This is a genomic window from Lederbergia galactosidilytica, from assembly GCF_017873565.1.
GTDB classification, from domain to species: Bacteria; Bacillota; Bacilli; order Bacillales; family Bacillaceae_C; genus Lederbergia; species Lederbergia galactosidilytica.
The window spans coordinates 91402-117631 of record NZ_JAGGKH010000008.1; the positions used below are offsets into that span (position 1 = coordinate 91402).

The 26230-nt window shown below is 36.2% G+C and carries 22 protein-coding genes; 5 read left to right on the top strand and 17 right to left on the bottom strand.

Annotated features, from left to right (window positions below; all coding sequences use genetic code 11):
• Positions 1-162: 162 nt before the first annotated feature.
• The 3 genes from J2Z23_RS10165 to J2Z23_RS10175 form a co-directional block, all read right to left on the bottom strand.
• Complete coding sequence (locus J2Z23_RS10165) at positions 163-1098, bottom strand: FAD:protein FMN transferase (protein WP_209973834.1); 936 nt, start codon at positions 1096-1098, stop codon at positions 163-165.
• A 112-nt stretch (positions 1099-1210) separates the two neighbouring features.
• On the bottom strand, positions 1211-2398 hold the full coding sequence (locus J2Z23_RS10170; protein WP_209973836.1) for an NAD(P)H-dependent oxidoreductase: 1188 nt from the start codon (positions 2396-2398) through the stop codon (positions 1211-1213).
• Between the two features lie 19 nt (positions 2399-2417).
• Entirely contained in the window at positions 2418-3023 is a 606-nt protein-coding gene (locus J2Z23_RS10175) for an NADPH-dependent FMN reductase (protein WP_209973839.1), read from the bottom strand.
• A gap of 655 nt (positions 3024-3678) precedes the next feature.
• On the opposite strand from J2Z23_RS10175, the gene J2Z23_RS10180 reads away from it, so the two are divergent.
• Positions 3679-3831, top strand: a complete 153-nt coding sequence (locus J2Z23_RS10180; protein ID WP_165589554.1) for a hypothetical protein — start codon at positions 3679-3681, stop codon at positions 3829-3831.
• A 134-nt stretch (positions 3832-3965) separates the two neighbouring features.
• Here J2Z23_RS10180 and J2Z23_RS10185 read toward each other — a convergent pair whose 3' ends face one another.
• From J2Z23_RS10185 to J2Z23_RS10210, 6 genes are all read right to left on the bottom strand, one after another.
• Positions 3966-4817, bottom strand: a complete 852-nt coding sequence (locus J2Z23_RS10185) for a sugar phosphate isomerase/epimerase family protein (protein ID WP_057981589.1) — start codon at positions 4815-4817, stop codon at positions 3966-3968.
• A gap of 78 nt (positions 4818-4895) precedes the next feature.
• Positions 4896-5783: a carbohydrate ABC transporter permease gene (locus J2Z23_RS10190; RefSeq protein ID WP_057981588.1), complete on the bottom strand. Its 888-nt coding sequence runs from the start codon at positions 5781-5783 to the stop codon at positions 4896-4898.
• Between the two features lie 18 nt (positions 5784-5801).
• Positions 5802-6671 carry an ABC transporter permease gene (locus J2Z23_RS10195; protein WP_083492302.1) on the bottom strand — a complete coding sequence of 290 codons (870 nt, stop codon included), beginning with the start codon at positions 6669-6671 and terminating at the stop codon, positions 5802-5804.
• A 319-nt stretch (positions 6672-6990) separates the two neighbouring features.
• Complete coding sequence (locus tag J2Z23_RS10200; RefSeq protein WP_057981587.1) at positions 6991-8475, bottom strand: extracellular solute-binding protein; 1485 nt, start codon at positions 8473-8475, stop codon at positions 6991-6993.
• A gap of 203 nt (positions 8476-8678) precedes the next feature.
• Positions 8679-10289 (bottom strand): response regulator transcription factor, encoded by a 1611-nt coding sequence (locus tag J2Z23_RS10205; protein ID WP_057981586.1) that lies wholly within the window; start codon positions 10287-10289, stop codon positions 8679-8681.
• 280 nt (positions 10290-10569) lie between these two features.
• Positions 10570-12333 (bottom strand): sensor histidine kinase, encoded by a 1764-nt coding sequence (locus J2Z23_RS10210; protein WP_083492282.1) that lies wholly within the window; start codon positions 12331-12333, stop codon positions 10570-10572.
• A 581-nt stretch (positions 12334-12914) separates the two neighbouring features.
• Here J2Z23_RS10210 and lexA point away from each other — a divergent pair.
• The 3 genes from lexA to J2Z23_RS10225 all read left to right on the top strand — a co-directional run bounded on the left by lexA (position 12915) and on the right by J2Z23_RS10225 (position 17926).
• Positions 12915-15353 carry a transcriptional repressor LexA gene (gene lexA / locus J2Z23_RS10215; protein WP_209973840.1) on the top strand — a complete coding sequence of 813 codons (2439 nt, stop codon included), beginning with the start codon at positions 12915-12917 and terminating at the stop codon, positions 15351-15353.
• Between the two features lie 412 nt (positions 15354-15765).
• The gene (locus tag J2Z23_RS10220; protein WP_057981847.1) at positions 15766-16530 is read left to right on the top strand and encodes a DeoR/GlpR family DNA-binding transcription regulator; all 765 of its coding nucleotides are present in this window, start codon (positions 15766-15768) and stop codon (positions 16528-16530) included.
• 13 nt (positions 16531-16543) lie between these two features.
• On the top strand, positions 16544-17926 hold the full coding sequence (locus tag J2Z23_RS10225; RefSeq protein ID WP_057981583.1) for a M24 family metallopeptidase: 1383 nt from the start codon (positions 16544-16546) through the stop codon (positions 17924-17926).
• Positions 17927-17984: 58 nt separating this feature from the next.
• Here the strand turns inward: J2Z23_RS10225 and J2Z23_RS10230 are convergent, their stop codons facing one another.
• The 3 genes from J2Z23_RS10230 to J2Z23_RS10240 all read right to left on the bottom strand — a co-directional run bounded on the left by J2Z23_RS10230 (position 17985) and on the right by J2Z23_RS10240 (position 20925).
• The gene (locus J2Z23_RS10230; protein WP_209973842.1) at positions 17985-19172 is read right to left on the bottom strand and encodes an amidohydrolase; all 1188 of its coding nucleotides are present in this window, start codon (positions 19170-19172) and stop codon (positions 17985-17987) included.
• 98 nt (positions 19173-19270) lie between these two features.
• Positions 19271-19435 carry a hypothetical protein gene (locus tag J2Z23_RS10235; RefSeq protein ID WP_209973844.1) on the bottom strand — a complete coding sequence of 55 codons (165 nt, stop codon included), beginning with the start codon at positions 19433-19435 and terminating at the stop codon, positions 19271-19273.
• A gap of 470 nt (positions 19436-19905) precedes the next feature.
• A complete protein-coding gene (locus J2Z23_RS10240) occupies positions 19906-20925 on the bottom strand; it encodes an alpha/beta fold hydrolase (RefSeq protein WP_209973922.1) in 1020 nt (339 codons plus the stop codon).
• 139 nt (positions 20926-21064) lie between these two features.
• On the opposite strand from J2Z23_RS10240, the gene J2Z23_RS10245 reads away from it, so the two are divergent.
• On the top strand, positions 21065-21952 hold the full coding sequence (locus J2Z23_RS10245) for a LysR family transcriptional regulator (protein WP_209973846.1): 888 nt from the start codon (positions 21065-21067) through the stop codon (positions 21950-21952).
• Positions 21953-22219: 267 nt separating this feature from the next.
• On the opposite strand, the gene J2Z23_RS10250 is transcribed toward J2Z23_RS10245, so the two are convergent.
• The 5 genes from J2Z23_RS10250 to J2Z23_RS10265 all read right to left on the bottom strand — a co-directional run bounded on the left by J2Z23_RS10250 (position 22220) and on the right by J2Z23_RS10265 (position 26143).
• Positions 22220-23188: a DUF1259 domain-containing protein gene (locus J2Z23_RS10250; RefSeq protein ID WP_209973848.1), complete on the bottom strand. Its 969-nt coding sequence runs from the start codon at positions 23186-23188 to the stop codon at positions 22220-22222.
• A 213-nt stretch (positions 23189-23401) separates the two neighbouring features.
• Positions 23402-23536: a hypothetical protein gene (locus tag J2Z23_RS22595; protein WP_274380096.1), complete on the bottom strand. Its 135-nt coding sequence runs from the start codon at positions 23534-23536 to the stop codon at positions 23402-23404.
• A 31-nt stretch (positions 23537-23567) separates the two neighbouring features.
• Entirely contained in the window at positions 23568-23963 is a 396-nt protein-coding gene (locus tag J2Z23_RS10255) for a hypothetical protein (RefSeq protein ID WP_209973850.1), read from the bottom strand.
• 380 nt (positions 23964-24343) lie between these two features.
• On the bottom strand, positions 24344-24955 hold the full coding sequence (locus tag J2Z23_RS10260; protein WP_209973853.1) for a hypothetical protein: 612 nt from the start codon (positions 24953-24955) through the stop codon (positions 24344-24346).
• A gap of 15 nt (positions 24956-24970) precedes the next feature.
• Positions 24971-26143 carry a ParM/StbA family protein gene (locus J2Z23_RS10265; RefSeq protein WP_057981575.1) on the bottom strand — a complete coding sequence of 391 codons (1173 nt, stop codon included), beginning with the start codon at positions 26141-26143 and terminating at the stop codon, positions 24971-24973.
• Positions 26144-26230: the final 87 nt, after the last annotated feature.

Consider the following 26230-nt stretch of genomic DNA (forward strand, 5'->3'; position numbering starts at 1 on the left):
AATATTATACATTTTTAGACTTTATCTAAATGTTGGGGTCTCCCCCAACACACGCAAGTATCCAATTCTCCTATACTTGAATTCTCGTGAGTTGATTGGATCTTCGCTAAAATGAATCTGGAGATTTTGTGTTTTCCCCTTCTAACCTAACAAAGATTTAGATTATGAGGTTGTTTCCATTAAATAAGGTTCAAGCGATTTCGAATAATAAAGCTCGCCAGTATTCGTGACGATAATTCCTGCTACATCTTTTACATGTTTTAATGTATCAATGATTTGGTCGGGTGATTGTCCGAATAAACGACCCGTCCATATTTCTCCATCAACTGATTTTTTGGATACAATGGTTAATCCTGCAATGTCTGATTGAATCGGATATCCTGTATGGGGGTTTAGAATATGATGGTAGGTTTGATTATTAGTCGTGAATTTCCTTTCATAAATTCCTGAAGTCACAACAGATTGGTCTAATGCTTTTAAAACCGCAATATAATTTCCACGGGGAAGCATAGGATGCTGAATTCCTACTCGCCAGTATCCATCCTCCTGATTTGGAGACCTCCCATAGGTCATGACGTTTCCACCTAAATTAATTAATCCTGCCTGAACATCCATAGATTCCAAATCATTGATAAGCAGATCAGCAATATATCCTTTTGCTAAAGCACCTAAATCAATAAACATACCAGTATGTTTTAGAAAAACAGTTTGCGCTTCATCATCAAGCTTGATGTCATGGGCGCTTGTTTTGCTAAGCAAAGATTGAATAGTCTCTTCTGAAGGAATATGGGCATCCTCAAATCCGATCCGCCATGCTTGCACAAGGGGACCAATCGCAATATTTAAAGAGCTCCCCGCAGCTGTACTATGTTTCTTTCCGATTTTAATTAATTCATACAAACTAGGATTTACTTTTACCGGCTTAATTCCTGCATGTTTATTTACTTCCATTAACTCTGAAGCAGGATCATGAGCACTAAAGCGTTGCTCATATTCTTTCAATTGCATAATCAGCTCATCCAAAACAAAATTGGCATACTGATGTTGAACCGCTAATTGGATAATCGTTCCCATCATATGTATTTCGCGATTTTGCATGGTGATAATGCTCCCCCTTCGTATAAGGATACTTTGATAATCGAAAGGTAACTATACCTCGGTAATAAATTCGAAAAAAGAGGCCATAAAGACCTCTCTTTTCTATTCGTTCTTAATTTTTAGCCGTTGCTCCTGAAACGGTATCTACTTTAGACGTGGCACCTGATACGGCATCAACGTCACCACCTGTTAATTGTTGCCCTGTTTGTTCTAAATACCAATCAATAATTGGTTTAATATCTTGTACATACTCGTTAATTCCAAGATAATTACCTTCTTCATCACGAATGGCTTGATAGTTATGAACAACAAACTTGTCTGGTCCGTGTGTTGGTACATGGGTTTTGACGACATCTTGTTTTCCTTTACGCAATTGTTGAATGACCCAAGACACCCCGCTAAAAGCTTGTTTAGGGTGACATTCTGCTAACGGATTACCAACTTGTTCCGGTCGGCGAGATGCCAACATGTCTTCTGCCTCAATCTTATGATTATAGTACAAGAATTGGTTATTGCTATCAGCATAAGTTAACTCCGCTGGCATTGAATTTAAAAAGTGATTTAATTGATTTACGGTCAAAATACCGCGATCTAGTTTCACATACGTATTACCTTCGACTGCACCAGTAGCTTCAGCAGCTTGCTCTAGCCAGTCATCGGCCATCATGTCGATACCTTGGATCGTTGTCTCAATTGATCCAGTAGCATATAAATCTTCTGTACTTGAGAGATCTTTCATGCCTTCAGGTGCATCAATGATATTGACAACATTGATAAAGCGAATAAACTTTTTAATACACCCTTCCAAAAATTTCGCTGTTTCCCCATCTTTTAAATTTCCGTCTTCATCAAATGCTTTATGCACTTCACCTAACAGAAACTCATTACCTGGCATCACTACAGCATTCACACCAGGTGCATCTAATATTTGTCGCAAATGCAATTGAGAGCGTGAAGATCCTTGAACATCGTAAGACGCTCCGACAATCATCACCGGCTTCCCATCAAGTGGATGGATTTTAAACGATAGCCATTCAAGGACACTTTGCAATGCAGATGGGATAGAGTGGTTATACTCCGGTGTGGCAATAATGACACCATCCGCTCCCATAATTTTTTCATTTAAATACTGAATCGGTGCACTGTTTGTTTGATCATTTGATTGGTTAAACATTGGTACATCTTTAATATCCACAACTTCAACATCAACCAATGTTTTAAAATTATGAGCGATGTAATTTAATAATTGATGGTTATATGAAAAATCAGCATTTGATCCAACAATTCCAACGAGTTTCATCTATAAACCTCCTAGTTAATTAATTGTCCTCCCATGAAAACCTTTGTACTTTCTTATAGGAGTGATTCTTGCTAACTAACTGATTCGTAATCTCCACAAATTGTGTAAAGTCATGGAAAATACCCTCAAGCTCTTCTATTTTATTCGCATCATTCAAATGACCATTTTCATCGAAGGCTTGTAATGAATATCCTACTAGAAACTCGGAACTCGGCATAATTCGTGCTTTCAATTCCGGTGCATCCAATATTTGCCGCAGATGACTTTGAGCACGGGAAGAACCTAACTTCCCATATGAAGCCCCTGTGATCATGACTGGTTTATCAATAAGTGGTTGAGTCGTATAGGATAACCATTCTAAAGTGCTCTTTAATATCGCTGGTACGGAATGGTTGTATTCCGGAGTACTAATAATCACTCCATCTGCTGCAATAATTTTATCTGCAAGTTGTTGAACTTCAACAGGGCCTTTCCTATCCTTCGGCTTATTAAAAGCAGGCAAATCCTTTATTTCGAAGATTTCAATATTCGCCTGATCGGCAAAATGTTTTTGAATAAACTGTAGCAATCGACGATTCGTAGAATGATCTGAGTTTGTTCCGACTATACCTAATAAATTCAACATTTTATTGCTCCTTTCCAATAGTATGTACATCGCAAGATTAGTAAAATAATAAATCCAGATTATGTCTAAATTAATACTGCTGACCTACCGGCTTATCCAATAAACTTAACTCTTTAAAAATTCCGATCTTTTAATCTAAAAATATTAACTTCTCACGCTGTTGCCATATTGCATTTAAGAGAGAATGACACTCCTTTGCATGTTAATATTTAGCCGCTATCCTCCATATTCCACCTAATTATGTCCAACCATTATACAGATGCAGTGGGAGACAGCTTTACTTGCAATATTCCCTCAACATCTTAAGAAAAACTTACTAAATTCAAAAATAATCAACCAGAGGAATAAGACTAATGATTGCATTCAAAGATGTTTACAAAAAACTGATCAGTATCTAAACATCTCTTACGCGAAATAAGTATGTGATATTTATCACATACTTATTATAATACGTTTTTACCTTATGTACAAGGGGATGTTAGAAGATACTAAAAAATTTTTCAAAAATCGCTTTCTATTGATGGATTTCAATATAGTAAAGTCGATATCATAAAGGAGTTGGTCCTGATACAAGTCTATAAAGGATTATGAACAACGAAATTTATACTACTTACAACTATATAGGACACGGAATATAACAGAGGGGCAGAGATGGGTGAAGGTAAAAATAGTAGGGTGGTTGTATGCCCAAATAATTAAAGAAGAGGCTGGGACAAAGGTGTTTTCACCAGAGATAAACCGAACTAATAATGCATATATCCCGCTTCGCGATCTCACCAATGTCTTTTCGACGAACACGATGTTCTAGTGTCAGCGTAGGCCACAGGACGCGCCCCCTCCTGCAAGAGCCTACGAATATTTCTACGCTATCGTAATGCATCGTTCTTCCTTGATACTTAACATTTTAATTAGTCCCGGCCTCCACATATTTAATATATATTTTTATTCACTAAAAAACTTGGAAAGATACCGATAACTTATCTCTACACTTTCTATTTGGCTCCGCTTTGTCCAATCCTGTTCAACAAAAATATATTTTGCTTCTGGATTGTTTCTAAACGTTTCTATGATACCTGGGATATCCATGATTCCTTGACCCATTTCTGTAAAGTCATCGGTATTCCGCACATTCACCATAGATTCTCTATTAAGGACCGAATCATTTCCAACTTTATTAAATAAGTTAATCGTATCAACTTCTGCAGATAAGTCTTTTTGATGAATAAGGTCACATCTTCCACCTAATTTTTTTAAATATTCAAGAGGGTCTATCCCACCTCTAAGACACCAATATGTATCGAATTCCACTTTTACTAAATCTTCATTTGTATTTTTGAGAATTGTATCTAACACATACTCACCATCAAATTCCTGAAATTCGTGAAAATGATTATGATAATAAAGTTGTAAATTATGCGTTTTTAGCAATTTCCCAAATTCATTTAACCTCTTAGAGAAGGCCAAAACCTCTTCTTTATTTTTAAAATAGGCAATTGCAATAACTAATGATTGAACTCCGAGCAATTTTGAATACCCAATTATTTTCTCTCCATTATTTACCTCTAAATGTTCTTCTGCTATATGAGCGGAAACTGCCTTTAACTCCAGTCGATCAAGCTCCTGTTTCAAAATTGCAGGTTCCAAATTTCCAATCGTAGCCTTTAGATCATCACCATGAAAAAATAATTCTATATTTTTATATCCAATTAAAGCTAACTTTTCTAAAGTGCCAATAAAATCCTTTTGTAATTCATCTCTCACTGAAAATAATTGTAAACCAAACTCCAAACCCATAACGATTTACCTCCGATATTTCCGCTTAATTTTAAAACTTAACTTGATGATGGATACTTGTATCGATCAATTGAATGGTTAGCCCTTTACCGCGCCTAATGCAATTCCTTTTACAAGATACTTCTGGAAAAATGGATATGCCACAATAATAGGCAATATCCCAACTACAGCAATTGCCATTCTTACCGAGGTACTGGGGATTTGAGATGCCGCCTCACTCGCATTTGTGCCTAAACTGCCCTCCGCTAAAAATTGTATATCACTGAGCATCCTATTTAGCATATTTTGAATACTAAACATTTTTGGGTCTGTAATATATATAAGACCGTTAAACCAATCATTCCAATATACAATTGTTTGTAATAAACCGATTGTTGCAAGAATCGGTAAAGATAATGGAAGAACAATAGCAAAAAATATCCTGAACTCTCCCGCCCCGTCTATTCTTGCTGATTCTATAACAGGTTCTGGAATGGATGTTATAAAGAAAGATCTCATAAGTAATACATTGAAACCATTTACCAATAAACTTGGAATAATTAATGCCCATAGAGTATTTTTCACATCAAACATTTGAGTGTAAACTAAGTATGTTGGCACAAGCCCACCATTAAATAAGATCGTAAAGAAAACGAAAAATGCTAAAGCATTTCTATATGGCAAATCTCTTCTTGAAAGTGGATAAGATAGCATTGCCGTAATTAGTAAACTTGCAATTGTTCCCACTACCGTAACAAAAATTGTAATTCCATAGGCTCTTAAAATATTCCCTGAATTGTTCATCAAATAATCATATGCTGATAGACTAAATTCAGCTGGAATAAAATTATAACCTTCCCTTAAAATAAACTCTTCACTAGTAAAAGACGAAGATATTAAGATGATAAAAGGAATAATACTAATAACTGCAAGAATTGCCAAAAAAATATGTGAAACCAACTGGGTCATGCGGTCTGATGTTACCATGATTTGATCACCCTCTTATTAAAATAATGCATTATCTTTACTTCTTACTCTAACTGCCCAGTTTGATAATAATACAAGTATAAAACCGACAATTGATTGATAAAGCCCAGCAGCTGCAGACATTCCAATATCCCCAAGCTGAATTAGCCCTCGGTAAACATAAGTATCAATCACATTTGTCGTATCATATATAGCTCCTGAGTTCATTGGCACTTGGAAAAACAGCCCGAAATCCGAATAAAAAATCTTTCCAATTGCAAGTAAGGTCATCATGATAACAATTGGCATAATTAATGGAATCGTAATAAAACGAATTTGTTGCCACTTATTAGCACCATCTAAAGTTGCTGCTTCAAAATATTCCTCATCAATCCCTACAATGGCAGCTAAATAAATAACACATAAAAATCCGACACCTTTCCAAGTACTTACAAAAGTTAAGATATATGGCCAATAGGAAGCTTCCGTATACCAAGAAATATCCTCTATTCCAAGCAATGGAAGTACCGTTTTATTTAGAAAGCCTACTTCTGTACTTAGAAATGCATTAGCTAAATAACTAACAATGACCATAGAAATTAAGAATGGCAATAAAATCGCACTTTGATAAAAGCGAGCTGCAAATTTATTTTTAATCTCGTTTAACATAATCGCCGCAGCTACAGCAAATATTGTATTAAGAACAATAAATAAACCGTTATACAGTATCGTATTACGCGTGATGATAAAAGCATCTCTCGTACTAAATAAGTATTTAAAATTTTGAAAACCAACCCAGTCACTAGCTAGTATTCCAACAGAATAATTTACATCTTTAAATGCAATAACTAAACCAAGCATTGGTAAATAATTATTTAGTAGAAGATAAATTATTCCAGGTAACATCATAATGAATAAAGGAAGATACCGAATAAAATTCGCTTTTCTTCTTCGGGGTTTTGTTTTTAATAGCTCTTTATTTTTAGGTTTTATCACTGAAACTTGTTCCAAGGCGCATACCTCCTCTTCAAAATAGAATCAACCGTATTTAGATAAAAGAGGCTGGGACAAAAGTGTCTTCACCAAAGGAAAAATTGAACTACTATGGTGCATATAACCCGCCTCGAAAATATATTCCGCTAAGGTAATGCATTGTTCGTCTTTGGAGGTTAACATTTTAATTATGTCCCAGTCTCTTTCTAAATTATTTGTATCATTCTTACTTGATTTACTGGTTCTTTCTCCATTCATCAAGTTGTTTTTGCTTTTCTTCGATAATCTTATCTGATCCAGCAGCTTTCAATTTCTTAATAAATTCTGGTAATGCTTTTTCAGGATCTAATGTACCTGTTTCTAATCCCTTACGATATTGTTCTAAAACATTTGCCGTGGCTGCTATCTCTGTTTTTACTGGATTTGCATTAAAGCTAAATCCAAATGCTGGAGAAATTACTGCACTTTCATTAAATGTAGATAATTCTTTCCAATAATCTTTGTCATTTCCTTCCCAAACATGGGTAAGGAAGTTGTTGCCAATTAACCATTGATTAAAGACGTAGTTACTTCCATCTTCAAGTTGTTCAGCAAATCCCTCATCATTCAGCTCATAATGTTTACCCTCAATTCCCAATGTTAATAAATTCATAATATCTGCATCAGTGTATAGAAGGTTCATAAACTCCATTGCTTTTTCAGGGTTTTCACTATTTTTTGCTAATGACATCATAAAGCTTGTAGCAGAAGTCGTGAATTGATACGGTTCCGTAAATCTAATAGCAACCATCTCATGTCCCGAGCGGATTGTCTCTTGAGTTTCCAATCCAGGCTTCATATTTGTAAAATATCCAAATCCTTTGCCAGATTTCACGATATTATAGCCAACTTCATCAGAAGTAGCAGCATCTTTCATAATATAACCAGCTTTATACCAATCTCTTGCTAAATTGACAGCTTCTTCATAAATTGGATGTTCGTATAGATTTTCCACTGTCCAGTTATCCTCTTTCATTTCCAGTACGCCAATATTATTGCCTATTTGGTCAAAATGTGGATAAATATATGTTTCAACAGTTGAAAGTAAATCACCCGTATTAACAATCGGATCTACGTTTGATTCATTATCTTTTATAATTTTAAAGATTTCTCCCATATCCTCAATTGTGTTCACTTTAGAAAGATCAATATTATATTTGTCTACTAAATCCTTTCTCATAATGAAGCCATGATCTGATGCCCAGTCTCTAACACTTGGAACTCCGTAAATTTTCCCGTCGATTTTTGTTGCATTAATCATATGTTCTGGAATCTCTTCTGTTATTCCCTTGCCATGTGATTCAAGCAATTCATCTAATGGAAGCAACTGCCCCTTTACCGCTTGACTTGTATAGTTATAAAATGATGAAGATACAATGAGGTCAAGCTTTTCTGTACCTGTGAGCATAAGGTTTGTTTGTTGCGTCCATGCACCCCCGCTGATAGGTAATAATGTTACATTCACATTGATTTTCTCTTTTGTAATTTTATTAATTTCTTCCTGAACACTTTCAACATCTTCTACATTCGAAGATGCGATATATGCCATTGTTAATTCGTAAGGTTTTTCACCATTTCCTTGTGATTTTGAGCCTTCAGATGCACCACACCCCGAAATAACCAATACTGACACAAGGAGCATCGCAAACAATACTTTCCTAAATTTTAAAATTTGTGTCACTTTAGATTCCCCCTAACTTTAATGCGTTTTCTTTTGTACAACTATAGCAAGTTTTCTAACAATACACTTTTCATAATCCGACATTTATCTTTTGTTTTTCAGACCTTTTGACAAAATCACTAGAAGATTATGAATTTTTACTGAGACTTTTCTCACAGCACAACAAAAAAAGCGTACCTATAGGTTGGCACGCACTTTTTTAATTACGCATCTCTTCCAGTAACTTTTTTCCGAAATTCTTTCGGATTCAGGTTAGTTGAGTTTTTGAATAGTGTAGAAAAGTAAGAAAAATTAGCATAACCACATTCTAAAGATACTGTACTGATTGGAAGTTCAGTGTGTATAAGTAGGTGTTTGGCCTTTTCCATTCTTACACGCTGCAAATATGCCGAGATGGAACACCCAGTTTTCTTTTTAAAAATCCTTGTCAAATAATCTGGGTTTAAATATACATGATTTGCAATATCATCTCTTGTTAATTTGTGATCACCGCTATACTCTTCAATAAATTTCTTTACTTGTTCAATGACTGAATTGCTATTATCTGGTTGTGGGTGAATCTGTTCCATAGACAATTTTAAAATAAATTGAATATGCTCCTTAAATTCTTCTACACTATCTATATTTTCAAGGCCATTTAACAATAAATTATTTGAGAAAACTTTATTCGCTTCTAATCCTTTTGTTTGTAATAGATAAAAGATGATTTGTAGAAAATCTTGATAAAATAGGTGAAAGGATTTCCATGTTACATGTACATTTTGCGTTTCCCATGATGCGATATATTTTTGAATATCAGCTAAAATTTTCTCCTTTGGACCAGTTTTCATCCGTTCCATCCAAATAGATTTTGGCAGCTCTGGTATAAAATAGCCCTCATTATAATCATCTAATCTAATTATTTTATTTTTATAGACTATATTATTTTTATCTAGCTCTTTTAATTCATCAATAACCGAAACAAGTTTATGTAAAGGAGATTGTCTTCCTACATAAAGACACACACTGTGATTCGGGAACCCTTGGGTTTGCGAGACAATGTGTTCAAATTGACTCATCATCTGCTCTTCGTCTTTCATCACTTTTGGTTTTTGTATAATGAATAATAAATGGTTGGGTGACAATTGAATAATCGTCTTTGCCAGTTGACTTTTAGTTACTTCTTTTCGGATAAAGCGGATAAAAGGCCTCTCATCCCTTGTTTTATTTGAGTACTTACCATTATTCGAACAACGTATATGGGCTAAAACAGGTAGAAAGAGTGTTTGTCCATCAAAACTTATATCATACCTTCCTAAATATTCTTTCAGATTGTCTTCTGATGATGGGATAACTCCATCAACAAGCTTTTTCCAAAATGTTTTCTCCTGATTTGACTTATATACTTTTTGAAGATTTAAATATGACTCCTCTACCTGATTCATGTCCCGATTAGACTGTATTTTACTAAGCCCTTCTTTTATTTCTAATTCTAATTCATGATAATCAATTGGTTTTAAAAAATAATTTAACGTTTTTAAATTTAAAGCTTCTTTTGCAAATGTAAAATCAGAGTGACAAGAAATAAAAATGGCTTCAGTTTCAGGATAATTTCCCCTAACCCATGATAACAACTCAATTCCTGACCCCTTTGGCATATCTATATCGCTTAATAGTAAATCAATATGATGATTCATAAACACAGATTGTGCTTGCTTCTTATTATGGGCAGTATATAAAGACGAGATTCCCAATCCCTCCCAATCAATCCCTGCCACGATTCCCCTTACTGCATGGATTTCATCATCCACAATAAGCACATTAAAGCCTTTCATTTCTTATCCCCCCAGGATTTATGTAAAATAAACTTTGCTATGTGAAGGGCTGGTATTTTTCCTTAACTTAAGGGCTAAAAGACTACCTTTTCTAAAACCATAGAATGTTATCTTAAAAGTTGTAACTCCACTGCTACTTATAAGGCTTAGACCGCGGTAAAATTATTTCAGACTGTTCCTCGCACAAAATTAAATTTCAGGAATATTTTCCGTTCCTTCTATAAAAAGGCTAATTTGAAAAGGCCATTTTCTTACTCAGTAATTAATTATGTTGTGTGGTTTATAGTGAAGTTCCGCTATCTAAATCTCGCGAATTAAATGGCAATTTGATTGTTATTGTTGCACCTAATTGATTTTCAAAGTCAATACTCGCTTTGTTTCTATCATATAGTAATTCTAATCTTCTTTTTATATTCCAGATGCCAACACGATCACCGTTTTCCGTAATATAAGGATGGTCTTTTTTTAGCATTGATAAGACCTCATCTGAAAAGCCTTCACCAGTATCGGCAATTTGAATAATAATATAATCATCCTCAGAACTTCTTTGCCAGACTTTAATCATAATTTTTATGGAATCGTCTAAATTTAATCCATATTTGATTGTATTTTCTACAAGTGACTGTATAATCAGCGGCGGTACTTTAACTTTATACCACTTAAGGTGAATGTCCACATGATAGGTGAATGCATCAGGAAATCTTAATTCCTGTATCTTTAAATAATTTACTGTATGTTCAATCTCATCTTCCAAGCTTACAAAATATGTATTACTTTTAAACATAAAACGAAAATAATTTGATAGGGATTGTGACATCTGTTGAATTAAAGTGAAATCCTTTACTGTTGCTAAATTATATATGATATTTAAAGAGTTCAAAAAGAAATGCGGATTAATTTGTAACTGCAGATGCTTTAATTCTGTTTTTTGCAAATTTATCTTCTGCTCGTATACATCAATTTTCAAATGATGAATATCCGAGATCATTCGGTTAAAAGAATCGTTTATCATCTCAAATTCTGTTGAGCTTTTTGCTTGGGGAAGGCGGACCTTTAAATCGCCCTCACGCAACCTTTTCATTGCTCGGACTATTTGCAAAACAGGAGTAAGAATTATATTTCTCATTAGTACAACAAAGAATATTAAAAATAAAATAGCTCCAATTGATATATATATTGAGATACGATGAATAAAAGGCAATTCTTGAAGAATAGTTTGTTCAGGGATTAAAGCCACAATATTAAAATCAGCATATGATGATGGCTCACTTAATACAATAAATCTGTCATGTTTCCCTTTAATTAAGTAAGGTTGTAAATTTTCCTTTAATTTAACCTCTTCCGCTTGCAGAAACTTTTCATGATTGATTGGTTGAAAATCCAATGTCGTCAGTATTGTTCTCCCTAGCTCACCATAATTAATATGCTTAAAAGGTGTGATTAATTTATCAACATGGATCCATGCTCCAACAGAAACATCTTCGTTTTGAATAATATAAAGTAAATAATTTTGCTGTTCCCCTTGCCAAAGCTTCCATTTGCCATTAGGAACACTTTCTTGATTTAATAAATGCTTTACTTCATTTGATACCTCGAATCTTTCTGTATAGCTATCACCAAATTTTTGTGTGTAAATCATGTCATCATAATATGGGGCATGAATAAATATAGAATCAACTGGACTAGAGAAATTCGCCTGATTAGAAATCATTCTATATAATCGAAGCTTTGCTTCCACATAATCATTGTATTCAGTATTTTCATTTTCCTGAAGCACTAAAAGTTCTGCTTGATTAGAAAGTTGGTATACATAATTACCTATGCTTTCTAATTGCTTTTCAATCTCATTCTTATGCAGATTTAACATTTTTTTATTAGATTGAGCAACTTGATTTCTTATAACATCAACAGAATATAAACTATTAATGATAAGAATTACGATAAGAGGCACTAGGATTAAACAAATGCTTAAAAATAACTTTACAATAAGAGAATTCCAAAATGATGAGTTGCGAATCATAATTGCCACCTTCACTGCTGTCATTTTCTACAAGGTATTAAATTTATATTTACTCATATTAAATGCTTGTATCTTCCACTCAATAGAGTTTTCCACCAATTTTAATCCGCTCTAAAAATACTTTATAAAAGTATTTGAAGGTAGCTGAATTTAGCAATCAGAAAGCCCATTCATAAAGTTGCAACTAAAAAGTTCAAAATATCATTATCCGCATTCAAATAGAATTTTCAAAGATTTGTTTATTGACTTAAGATGGATATTTAAACAGAACGGTCAAATTATCCTTTCCTGACTAATTGTTAACTCTAGCAATCCCCTTCATTTAACCTACCTCTATATAAAGCTAGTTTACACCAAATATTGTCGTTCCTCTAGTTAAAAAAGGGACTTCCAAATTACCTGAAAGGGGGTAATAGAGATTTAAATTTCTTTCAATATTAACATCTGTTCTTAGACTTCTTTAAATTCTATTGTTAGAGTATAAGAACTTATGAATGTCCTTCAGTCTGATACCGCCCCCTACTCACCATTCTCCCCTTTATCCTAACCCTACTTATGGTAGAATTAGGATAAAACTGTGTTTTTGTTGTTGGAGGTAAATACTGATGAAGTTGAATGTCGAGCAACGAAAGATTGTGGAGTTAGAGCCTAATGGGCATATGTTGATTAAGGGGGTAGCTGGGTCTGGCAAGACAACCGTTGCGCTCCGAAGAATTTCCTTTTTACAAACACATCATTGTCAAGAAAATGATGATAATATTTTGCTTGTTACGTTTAATCGGACACTACTTAATTATATCGAATACCAATATAAGAAACTAGAAGATGAGGAAAAGGGCGATATTGCTACATGGATAAATGGCAATCGGAATATTGCTATTAAAACAATTAATCAGATTATGATTGGCTATTTTAATAGCTATAAGAAGCGTCATAATCTTGGACTTGAAGTTACTTTAGACAGTCGGATAATATATGCAACCATCGACCAGGCGATCGATCAATTGCAAGAGGAATTTTCTAATATAAAATTACTTGCCCGTAAATATAATAGTTTTTTGTTGGATGAGATTGATTGGATCAAATCATGCGGCATCCTTGATGAAGATACATATCAACAAATCGATCGGATCGGACGATCAACCGGTGGTCAAAACACACCACAAAAATTAACGAAGAATTCACAAACAAGAAAGGCGATCTTCAAATTAAAAGAACGCTATGATCAGTTATTGGAAGCAAAGGGATTAGTAGATTTTAAAACAATGAATCTATTAGCATTACGACAAGCCGAGGAAGTTGAAGGAAAGAAATACACGCATATTATCATTGATGAGAGCCAAGATCTAACGAAAATCCAATTACAATTTTTAACAACCATTCATGCTAAAAAACCGTATGGTTCAATTACGTTTGTAGCAGATAATACGCAGAGTATTTATTCACATTCATGGTTAGGTAAAGGTAGGGCATATACAACGATCGGCTATGATATGAGTGGTAGAGCGCGTGTATTAACAAAAAATTACCGTACCACCACTGAAATTTCCAAAGCAGCTTATGGTCTTATTGAGCATGATGAGCAAATCCTTGGAAACATTGATTATGTCAAACCAGCTTTAATCGATCGCCATGGACATGCGCCAATCTATCGTTTCTTCTTAAATAATGAGGATCAACTGCAATTTTTCAAAAAAGAAATTAATCAATTAAAACAGGAATATCGACTAGAAGATATTTGCATTGTCGCCAAGGAAAAACGACTTATTGAAGATATTGCCATCGGGCTCGAAAAGGAAGGAATTCCAACTAAAATTTTGCATGATCGGAAGCCTGACTTTGCAAAAGAAGCGGTGAATTTGGTCACAATGCATTCGATCAAAGGATTAGAATTTAAAGTCATTTTTCTCGCACATTTAGATGATGGTGTCTTGCCTAATACCGCTCAAGTTGATGTTGAAGATGAGGAAACCGTGAATACCGAGGAACGTAAATTATTGTATGTAGGGATGACGCGGGCAAATGAATTATTATATATGAGTGCAGTAAAAGCACCATCCAAATTTTTGCAGGAGATTGATGCAAATCAGTTACGATTTAATCGCGATACAGCGTTAAGGCCTTTTCAACCAATTGCTATTTCTGAATACAAATTTGCCGATAAGATTGCAGATGTGAATAGCAAAGAGGAATTGATTCGGCAGTGGATGATTCAACAACTGATTCAGACATACCAATACCCTGATTCTCTTCTTGAGGTGGAGTATGGGGTACAACAATTTTCCAAGCGTGGATATGTAGATATCGCTGTGATGATCCATGTTAACGACAAAAAACTACCTTATATTTTTGTTGAGGTCAAAAAATTCGGGGTTGGGATTGCTGATGCAAAGGATCAACTGATTAGCTATATGAATACTTCCAAGCATGTTCAATATGGTATCGTAACAGATGGAGTCAATACCATGATCATTGATCGTAATGGCGAGGAAATTAACGATATACCAAAATGTCAGCCAATCTTTTTACCTGAAACGAAATATAAAAGCATTTATAAAAACTTACGAAACAATAAGGTATATGATTATCTCCAGGACAAAGAAGATCTTGAAATAATTGAAATTAAAGATCAAGCGACCGACTTAATGCAAGATCCGGGGCAGCCAATTCAAGTACCAATCATCGGAAATGTTGCAGCCGGTATTCCTATCGAGGCTGTTGAGGAATACCAAGATTTCCTTTATGTTCCAGAGGATTGGGTTATTCAAACAGAGGAAACATTTGTCTTACAAGTAACAGGCGATAGCATGATCGAAGAAGGCATCCGACCAGGAGATTTCGTCCTTGTCCATCGCCAACAGACAGCAGATCCTGGTGATATTGTCATTGCTGTCATTGACCAAAATGCGACCATGAAGAAATATATGCCGATGGGTAGCCAGATTCTATTACTTCCTGCAAACAAAGAATATGAGCCAATTTCAATGGATGCAGATAATGTATTAATTAATGGCAAGGTGATTGGAGTCATGCAGAAGGTATAATATTCTAGTAATGCTAGGGACAGACAATGTTTTACCTAGCGGCATTTTAGAATATTGACTGCTGGCGAGAATGTAAGGAGCATTTGAATATATACAATTGAGATGTGTGGCTAGGTCAACTTTTTGCTTTCACATCTGCAACGGGGACGGCGACTAGTGCGCTGTTCCTTTTTTGCTTTAGCCCTATCTTTTAAGGAATGATTTGTGTAGCAATCTATACCTTCATAGATTACTTATAACAAAACATAACACTGATTGTTGTTTATTCATGGTTTTTCACTTATATAATTGATAACTATGTTAACTTGTGTTAATATCAATATAAATAGTTTTACAAATGGTAACCAAAAAGCTGTTTCAAGCAATTATTTTTATTACCTATTAAGCGTATATAGTCATGGAGATGGAAATGTTGAACCAAACAAAAAGGCAAGTGTTTATTTTAGATAAAGTAAAAGTAAATGGTGAGGTTACTTCTAAGCATTTAGCAGAAGAGTTAAATGTATCCCTAATGACCATTAATCGAGATTTAAAGGCATTGGCAGAAAGCGGCGATGTGGAACTCGTTTATGGAGGTGCTGTGTATAAAAAAAGGGATTTATCCGAGTATCCGATGACGATCAAAAGTGAAGTAAATGCACATGGGAAGAAGCTTATAGGTGAATATTGTAAGCAGCTTGTGAAACCATACTCATCTATATTTATCGAAACAGGGACAACCACTTTTGCTGTCGCTCAGGAAATATTCAGGGCCGAGAATTGCACTTTTTACTCAAACTCATTGATGGTCCTTTCCACTCTGTCAAAATATGAAGACATCTCTTTATTCAGTGTTCCTGGAGAGTATAGAGAATTGTCGCAAGGATTTTTAGGCGTACAAACAATTGATTATATAAAAAACTTTCAATTTGATCTTGTTTTTATCGGAACAGAAGGGATTACCCTTGATCAAGGTGTTACCCTTCCAGATGAGATCGATGCGTATACAAAAAAGGCGATTATCAAACAAGCAAAAGAAGTTGTTCTGGTTGCTGATAAGTCTAAGTTTGGGATAGCTCATCTTTATAAGATAAATGATGTGAAAGATTTCGACTATATCATAACGGATTTGCCAAAGGATCATGAAAGTTTCAAGAAAATGAGTCAAGTTACCAATATCATCTCAGTAGATGAATAAAAGGAGACTGAAAATGAATATTCAATTATCGAAAGTAACTTCCCCAAAAATTCATACTAATATTCAATCTGTTATTTTAACGGATGAGACTTTAGCTAAACGCCACAAAAACTTTTTAGAGAAAATGAAGCAATATCAGATAGATACAGCGATTATTTATGCGGATCGTGAACATGGCGCCAATTTTGAATATTTTACTGGATTTATTCCTCGTTTTGAAGAAGCTTGCCTTGTTCTTCATGACAATGGAGAAAGCTATTTATTGCTAGGAAATGAAAATTTAAAGTTAGCGAGCAAATCTCGAGTTAAAGCAGATTCTATTCACGTTCCATACTTCTCTTTGCCTAATCAACCGATGATCAACGAAAAGGAATTTGCGCGATATTTTGAAGAAGCAAACATCTCCCCAGATTCAAAAATCGGCTTAATTGGCTGGAAGTTATTTACGAGCACCGTTTATGAAAATGGCGATTTATTCGATATCCCTTATTATTTCGTAAATGAATTGAAAAAGTATGTTACACAAGGAAAAGTAATCAATTTTTCACCGGCACTTCTATCACCCATTGATGGCATTCGCACCTTATATAATGCAAACGAAATTGCCCATTATGAATACGGGGCATCTTTAGCTGGAGCTGGTTTATATCAAGCATTACAAAATATCGAGGTTGGAAAAACCGAAAAGGAGATTGCCTCCTTCCTAGCAATGGATGGCCAACCTAACACCGTCACAACCATTACCGCTACAGGTGATAGATTTACAAATGCGATCATCTATCCACGGGATAAGAAAGTCGATTTTCAAGATAATTTTACATTGACTGTCGGCTATAAAGGCGGATTAAGTAGTCGTGTTGGTTATATTGTGGAAGAGCCTGGACAATTGCCTAATGAACAAAAAGACTATATTGAACGTTTAGCTAAACCATATTTTACTGCTTATGCGACTTGGTTAGAAACCATTAAAATAGGATTAGTCGGAAAAGATATGTACGCTCGTATAGAAAATATCTTTCCTAAAGAAGACTATGGTTGGTGGTTAAACCCAGGACATTTTACTGGTGATGAGGAATGGTTATCATCGCCATTTACAGAAGATTCATCTGCCATTATTAAAAGCGGCCAATTATTTCAAGTCGATATTATTCCTAGTGTTCCCGGGTATGCAGGAGCATCGTGTGAAGAACCGATTGCGATTGCAGATGAGGCTCTCCAATCTGAGTTAAAAGACAATTATCCAGAGGTTTGGAAGAGAATTCAAACGAGAAGAAAATATCTAAAAGAAGTTTTAAATATAAATATTGCGGACGAAGTACTGCCATTAAGTGATACCGTCGCTTTTTACACTCCTTTGCTTTTAAATAAAACTTTAGCTTTCCAAAAACAATCTTAATAAAATGCCAGGCGTAAAAACATTCACATTTGTTTTTACGCCTGGCGTTATTTTCATATTAGTCTAATTCATAATAACTGCAAACAACTTGCCCTACAGCTTTTGCCGCAACAAGAAGGGCATCCTCATCAATATCAAATTTCGGATGATGATTAAAGTAAGGATCTTTTACTCCTTTTGGCGTACAGGCAATATAGAAGAAGCAGGCTGGGAATTTTTCAGCATAGTAAGCAAAATCCTCCGATGGAGCCAATGCTGGAAATTCTCTCACTTCTTTAATATCTGGATCATTCATGCTTCGTAAGCTCGCTGCAACCTTCGCCGTTAGCTCAGGGTCATTGTATAATGGTGGATAATCTGGTGTATAAGTAAGTTCACATTTGACGCCAAATTCCTCCTCAATCCCGCGGACAATTCGCTTCATTTCTCGCTCAATCGTTTCTTTTGTTTCATTTGTCATATAACGAACATCGCCTTCAAGTTCCACACTATCCTTGATCACATTGAATGTGCCTTTTCCATCGAAAGATCCAATGGTAATGACGCCGATATCAAAAGGGCTTAATCTGCGACTTATAATGGTTTGAGCTGCTGTAACAAAATGGGAAGCCGCAACAATCGCATCATTTGCCAAGTGAGGAGATGAGCCATGTCCACCTCTTCCTTGCACTTTCAATTTCATATAGGCTCGTCCATTAAAAGAGAACCCAGGATGGTAGCCAACTGTCCCTGCAGGGCCCATTGGTAACAAATGAATCCCATAAACAGCATCTAGATCATCAATTAAACCAGACTCAACGATACTTTTCGCACCACCTGGTGGGACCTCTTCCGCATGTTGATGAATGATTTTAATTGTACCTGGAATTGAATCCTTTAGCTGAGTGAGGCAATCAGCTAAAACTAATAAGTATGCTGTATGTCCATCATGACCACAGGCATGCATAACCCCTTCATTCTTTGATTTAAACGGAACATCTGTCTCTTCTATGATAGGAAGAGCATCAAAGTCTGCACGTAAGCCAATTGTTTTTCCAGGCTTGCCTCCCTTAATGGTGACGATCACCCCATATCCATTCCCTACATTCGTTTGGATCTCAACATCTTTTCCTTTATAGAAATCTGCAATATACTGAGCTGTTTTCTCCTCTTTAAATGAGAGCTCAGGATTTTCATGTAAAGAACGGCGGATATGAATGATTTCCTCTTTACGTGATTCTAGCATGTTCATTAATTCACTTTTCATCTAGTTCGCCTCCTTTTCCCGGTAAAGAATGAAGAAATCCTCCACTTTGTACCAAATTATAAAAATGAATTAAATCCTATTTCTATTTATACCCTAGTTTATGAATGAGCAACCTCATTCAGTGTTTGAGCTGTTTTTGCTAATGAAGTATCGGATACTTTACCAGCATTTTTCGGAATTATGATCATAATGGAAGGAATCGATAGTATATCAATTATAACATTTACGATAATCCTGATTGAACTGGCTGCCTCAACACTCACACTTTAATTATAATAATTAATGATTCTTACATAAGGATTCGAGCTATTTATGGTACCAGACTCCCTCTTCTTTTCCCCTAAATCTCCTTTTATTGTTAGCATGTGATAAAGAGGCAAAAAAGACAGGATAAACATTACTGCTTATTCTTGTAGTTATGAAACCCATATATAGCTTCATTTTCGCTGTTTTTCCTCCCGCTGGATTCTACAACCACTTCCTCCTAAATTATTTGGGTCATTCGTTTTAGCAAGGTAGTGAATCATACACTTAGATTAGGAGAATGGTTCAAGGACACCTCATGCATTTATTGGAACTAAGACCTTAATTATATGTATAAAAAAGAGCCAATCAAAAATATCTGATTGACCTTCAAAGCAAATATAGCAACTAAATATATTTTTAACTTGATATATTCATACACTAACTTTTCTATTCGTCCTAGCAAGACACTCCAATGCTTAACGATCACCTATTCGTTTGGACTAAGTGCCAATAATTGTTTTAGGTTGTCATCAATACATTTATTATCCGCTTCGTTAATCCCACGACCAGCAAAATGGCCCCAATTCGACTCGATAAGATGAAATGACGCATGCGGGATATGCTTGGCTTCGTATTTGTTTTCATCCGCTGTACAGAAAAGGTCGGTACTCCCAGACATGATGCAGGTACGAGCTTTAATACCTTTAAGGGCCTTAACGAAATCTCCGTTATGGGTTGGATTTGCGCTAATATCTGCAAATTGCCCTGTCCATAACATCGCCAGAACATTATGTGGGTCCATCTTCATAAAACTCTTTTCCCAAACCCCAGCCACAAAGCCTTCCAACGAATCATATCCAAGCTCCCGATAAAGTTCCTCTCTGTAAAACGCCTGTGATACGCCCCATCCCGCATAGACACGGCCAACAGCGCGCATATCTGTCGGGGTCAAGTTGTTTCGTTTATTTACATCGAAGCCGATTGTCGCCATAAGTGCAGCTTTCATTCCGTCCAAGACCACATATGTTTGCGGCCAAGTCTTTGCTCCTCCACAGAAAGGGGCAATCCGTTCCACCATATCTGGGTAACTTACCCCCCATTGGAATGATTGAATGCCGCCCATTGACCAGCCAACTACGAGAGCAATCTTTTGAATGCCAAATTTTTCGGTCACTAGCCGCTGCTGAAATTGGACATTGTCATAGATAGTTACCTGTGGGAAATGGGCTCGATCGAATGGCGGTGGCGTGTTACTGGGTGATGAAGATAACCCATTACCAAGTAGATTGGGCACAATAATAAAATATTTTTGCGGATCTAGGGCCATGCCATTTCCAATCAACCATTCATTCTGAACATGTTGGTCACCAAAAGCAGTTGGATAGACAATAACATTATCTTTCTTTTCATTTAATTTGCCATATGTCTTATAAGCGAGAAATGCATTCGGTAATGTCCCACCTGATTGCAAGTTTACGTCACCTAAATCAAAAACTTCATAATCTATCATTACTGTTCGCTCCCTTCAAAATAAAACAGATTTAAAATTATTTCTTGTACTTAGTATAGTCCTGTGCTACTCTCAAAAAAAGTGAAGGAAAATCAAAGTAGCATTCAAAAATATTGAAGATAAAGGAGGAAGTATGATGGAATTGCGCCAACTGAACACATTCCGCACAGTCGCAACAACACTAAATTTCACCCGAGCAGCGGAAGCCCTGAACTATGTTCCTTCCAATGTCACAATGCAAATAAAAGCATTAGAGGAAGAACTGGGTGTTCGTCTCTTTGATCGCTTAGGTAAACAGCTTGTCCTCACAACGGCAGGTGAACGCTTTTTAACTCATATCCAAGACATTCTTAACAAATTAGACGAAGCTCGTAGTGTTGTTCTAGACAATGAAGACCTAAGTGGCACCATCACGATCAGTGCCAACGAAGTGCTTTGCGCCTACCGGCTTCCAGTTGTCTTTCAGCTATTTCGTTCACGCTACCCAGGAGTACGGCTTATCTTCCGCTCTGTTCCTAATCAGCAACTCAAACAAACGCTTTTTGACGGAACCGCAGATGTCGTCTTTATGTTAGATGAACCGATTCGCTCAACAGGAATTGCAGTCGAACCATTGGTGGAAGAAACTTTCCGTTTTTTCGCTGCCCCAGACCACCCACTCACAAAACGAACAGAACTAAAGCTGGAAGACTTTCACGGAGAAGTATTTTTGACGAATGAAAAAGGTTGTACCTATCGAACTATGTTTGACCGATCCTTTGAGCAAGAGGGCATTGATACTATTACACATCTGGAATTTCAAAATGCTGAAGCCATTAAACAATGTGCGATGACGGGAATTGGCATTGCCTTTCTTCCAGAAATAACAGCAAAAGCTGAAGTCGAACGAGGCGAACTCGTTGCCCTTCCATGGCAAATCCCTGACTTGCACGTTTACACACAAATGGGATGGCATAAAGACAAATGGCTTTCCCCGATCATCCAAGCTTTCATAGATGCTGCAAGAGAGGGTATGATTGTATAAAGAGGGCGCTTAAAACCGTAAAAGTCACCTTTCACCTGACTTATTCGCCCTGAACGGTAAGTATAAAAGTTCAATGCCATATATCACCGCTTTGGCTATTGGACAGCATAGTTTTAGGTTTAAAAGATAAATGGACGACTCATCCCATTTTATGAGAAAACCGGCATATATTTTGATTGAAAAATAGAATGATTATCCATGTCCACTCATCTTCGCTGGTTGTATTCATAGGGCTGCTATAAATTAAAAATGAATGTGTGGGGGTGCTTATTTTCTCCTCTTTGCTGTTCTAGTTCTGAACCTTACCGGCCGATTAGTGAGTACACATAATGCTTTACGAGTTTTCCTGGCAAAATCCAGCGGGTGATCGATGGCTAACCAGTGTATATACATGAGTCTTGGATGTTCAAATAACCAGTGATTATGGAACGCGGTGACAAATATGCCTTGTTTCCGAAGTTTGCTGATAAAAGGATTGAGCTCCTCTTGGAGAATAACAGTTTCACCGGCGCAAAGTGCCCGTCCATCTGCAGACATAGACTCAAAGGTAAACATCTGCGGAATGAGCAAAAAGGAGCGGCCTTGTCTACCTAAAACGACCGGTTGAATATTATGTCGTGATCTCATCACTAGGCATATACCATCTTCAAATGTATGCATTTCTCCTTTAAGAATTCGGCTAAACTGATCACAAAGGCTGCTATCAGACGGTCCGCCCATCTGAACCTGCATATCATGGTCATCTTTACTTTCCATTTCATGGGAACTAAATTCGGATGCATCTGCTTCAACTTTATAGGAACTAGATTCAACCTTGATTTGTTTCGTAGTCAACACTCGCATCGCATCCCTCACTTTTCGGGCAAAAGTGAGCGGCTCTTCGACAGATTCAAAGTGCATATACATAAGACGCGGTTTATCGAAAAGCCAGTGATTGTGTGTAGCTGTCACAATAATGCCGTGCTTACGAAGCTTACTCATAAAAGGATTGACCTCTTCTTGGAGAAGAACCGTTTCTCCAAGACACAACGCTTTTCCGCTTTTATTCATATTTTCAAATGAAAATGCCTGGGGAACAAACATGAAAGATTCTGCAGGTCTACCCAATACAACAGGATGAAGATTCGTTCTGGAACGAGTTGCAGTACAGACACCATTGACCACACTTGGGGTGGAGCCAAGTATTCTCGCGAACTCCTGACAAAGCTTTGATGGATTTGGATCTACTTTTTCCACTAATAAACCCCTCCAAATAAAATAATATAAATAACCTTTAGTAGAATATGCGCCACTCCTTATTCCGAAAGTGTAAAAAACCCATCCTTTGGAAAATGGGTTCGAAACTGTTTTTGCCAATATGAAATTGAGCCAGAGCGATCAATAAAAAGTGAGTTATCAAAGGTTTGAAAAAGCACCAAAAGTAGCTTTTAATAAAACCTAACCAAAATTTCATTGATGCTTTGAAAGCTCTGTATCAGATTCCTTGTAATCAGTAAAGAAAAATAAGAAAAACGCTAAAAGACCAGCCGCGAGAAATAGCGCCTCTTTAGATGGCTTTATCGTCGGCATATCTGTTAGTGCCATACCCTTTTCCTCCTTTCATTAACGATCAAAGTTAAGACCGTTCGCCCTTAAAAAAGACCCCAAGATGTTCAAAAAACTCTTTCTTTGCCTCTTCTGAAACTTCTGTTTTAGGAGCACCAAATATAGGTCCACTTACGATAATAGAAAAATAGCCTGATGAAATTAATGTACCCCTAACACTGATTTGCCCAAAAATCAGCAAGAGGACGATTATAAAGTCAATGGAATCAACTATAAAAGTGGATACTTTCGAATTAGATTTGCCAACTAAGCGCCTCCCTCCCGTAATAGGCCCCTGCAATGGGATGGAAAATCCCCCAGTTGGTTGAATAAATATACCATTCATCGTTAATTGACCCGTAATCAACAGGACAGCGGCGATTAGATTAATATCCAAATAAATCCATTCTGCTGTATGATTATCCAAAACTCTCACCGTCCTATTCCTTCAGTATTATGTTATTCATTATGTGAAGGAGGCGTAACAACTCTTTAGCAAAAATGTCCATTCTACACTTTACTGAAATTGATAAACCTGACGAATGAACAGAGGTGTACCTATCGAACTATGTTCGACTGATCATTGGAACAAGAAGGCATTGATGCTATTACGTATTTAGCATTTCAAAGGCCGAAGCCATCATTTGAACAAAATTTATCATCCGTAGCAATGACAAAGCGAACTCACTCTAATCCACACATTGGTTCACAACCATACATTCCATCCAATCATACTCTACGCAAAATAGGATTATTGGTATCCTCCTAGAGCAATACCAATAATCCTAATGGATGAAATACTGTATTTTACTTATTCATTTCTGCAAGGAAATCTCCCAAAAGGCTCTCTAAATCATTGTCAGATGAATCCTCTTTCTCCTCCATTTCTGCGGAGTGATCTTCTCTTACGCCTTCCAACTGAAATGAATCTAAATCATCATCGAACATATGGGACTCATTTGGTGAAGTTGGTTTCTCTAAAGAAGGTGAATGGGTTTCCACATTCTCTTCTCCTACCTTGGATTTATCCATGGTCATTTCCTCTTGAAGATATAAAGCATCATCTAGGTTCAGGGAATGACTATTCAACGAAGCCAGCAAGGAAGCAGCACGGGCTGGATCATTTAATAGTTGGTAAATAATGCTACCAAGCAATGCCTCAGAATGTTCATGCTTTAGCCAATTTCGCTGTGCTTTCGTTAATTTCTGAGGGAGGGGAATAGAAAGGACTTCTTTTTCCCTTGAAAGTGACTGACCGACCCCCTGCATTACAAACTCAGCCATTTTGCTAGAAAAGTTTCTTCTTTCCGTTTCCTTTAACCTTTGTAGGTGTTTTAATAAATGATCAGGTGTATCAGAGGGTATGCGAAATGAAATGGCTTGGCCTCTCTTCACCTCATTTGAGACAGACTTTTTCACGGAATCACCTTAATTCTACTTTTTTACCATTTCTTGGGGAGCCTTTTTCTTCTCTGTCTTCCTTGCAAAGTCAGTAATAAGTTTATAATAAGCGTTTGCCATCATCCAGATACTCTCTTTTTCATCTTCAAAGAATTCAATGTTATAACCATCTAGATTGTTATTGATCGATTTTAGATAATCTTTTAGTACGATTGACCCTCCACCGACAAAGTAACAAATTTCAGTTTGTGAGTTTTTTAGCCATGTATTGCGTAATAAACGATATTGTTTTTTGGCTAACTCTAGGAGTAGGCGGTCTGTAATATCATGAACGCTTGTCCGATTCCCTTTTACCAAAATGTGATTGCGATTATTTTTCCTAGTTATAATATCTACAACATCACGGCGGCTATCTAATTCCACTCCATGTTTGGATCTAATTTCTTCCCTTATCGCCTCTAGTGATTCAGATACCCCAAGATTAAATCCTTGTGCCTTATCATCGTCGACATTCCTGTTTCTTATAACAGCGATATCTGTGGATAAGCCGCCAATATCTTGAATTAAAATTCTTTTATCGATTAAATCTTTGTTAATGACTTTAAGGTTATGATCCATTACAAGATTAATAAAGGCAGCAAAGCCCTCAGGATACACCTTTACCTCATTAAATTTAATATTCACCTTGAGTCCCTGGTACTTTGGTGTTACGAGAAACTCTACTTGATGGACAGAGCCTGTTAATTTCGAACGGTATCCAGCATCCTTGCCCTCTTTTACTTCACGGAGGGGGAGGCCCGTTCCCAACGTATAGTTCGCATCCACAACGTTTTTCTCACGGGGGAAAATAGCCGCATTCTCTTCCCTCACTGCATCTAATGCCAATGTGGAAAGCAGCATGACCAATGTTTGATCTTCTTCAGATTTTAGACTTCCTGGATCTAACTCTTGAGCATTACTACTCTTTGTCGCTAAATGACCAATACGATAAACGACATTATTTTCCTTTAGAGCTGGAGAATGCACCTTCAAATGAATCCCTTCGAGCGGATCCTTACTATCTAAATCCTCTATTCCAATTACCGGACGATCTTCTGTATCCCTTGCAATAATGTTAGGAATATTTAATTCATACTCTAGTTCCCCAAAAATAGACTTAACTGAATCATTCCCAACATCAACTGCCGCAATTCTCGACATAGACATCCATATCATCCCTTTTCACTTAATAGATTTTTACGATCAAATTTACTATGTAAAACAAATACCACTTTATTTAAGTGTATAAGAGAT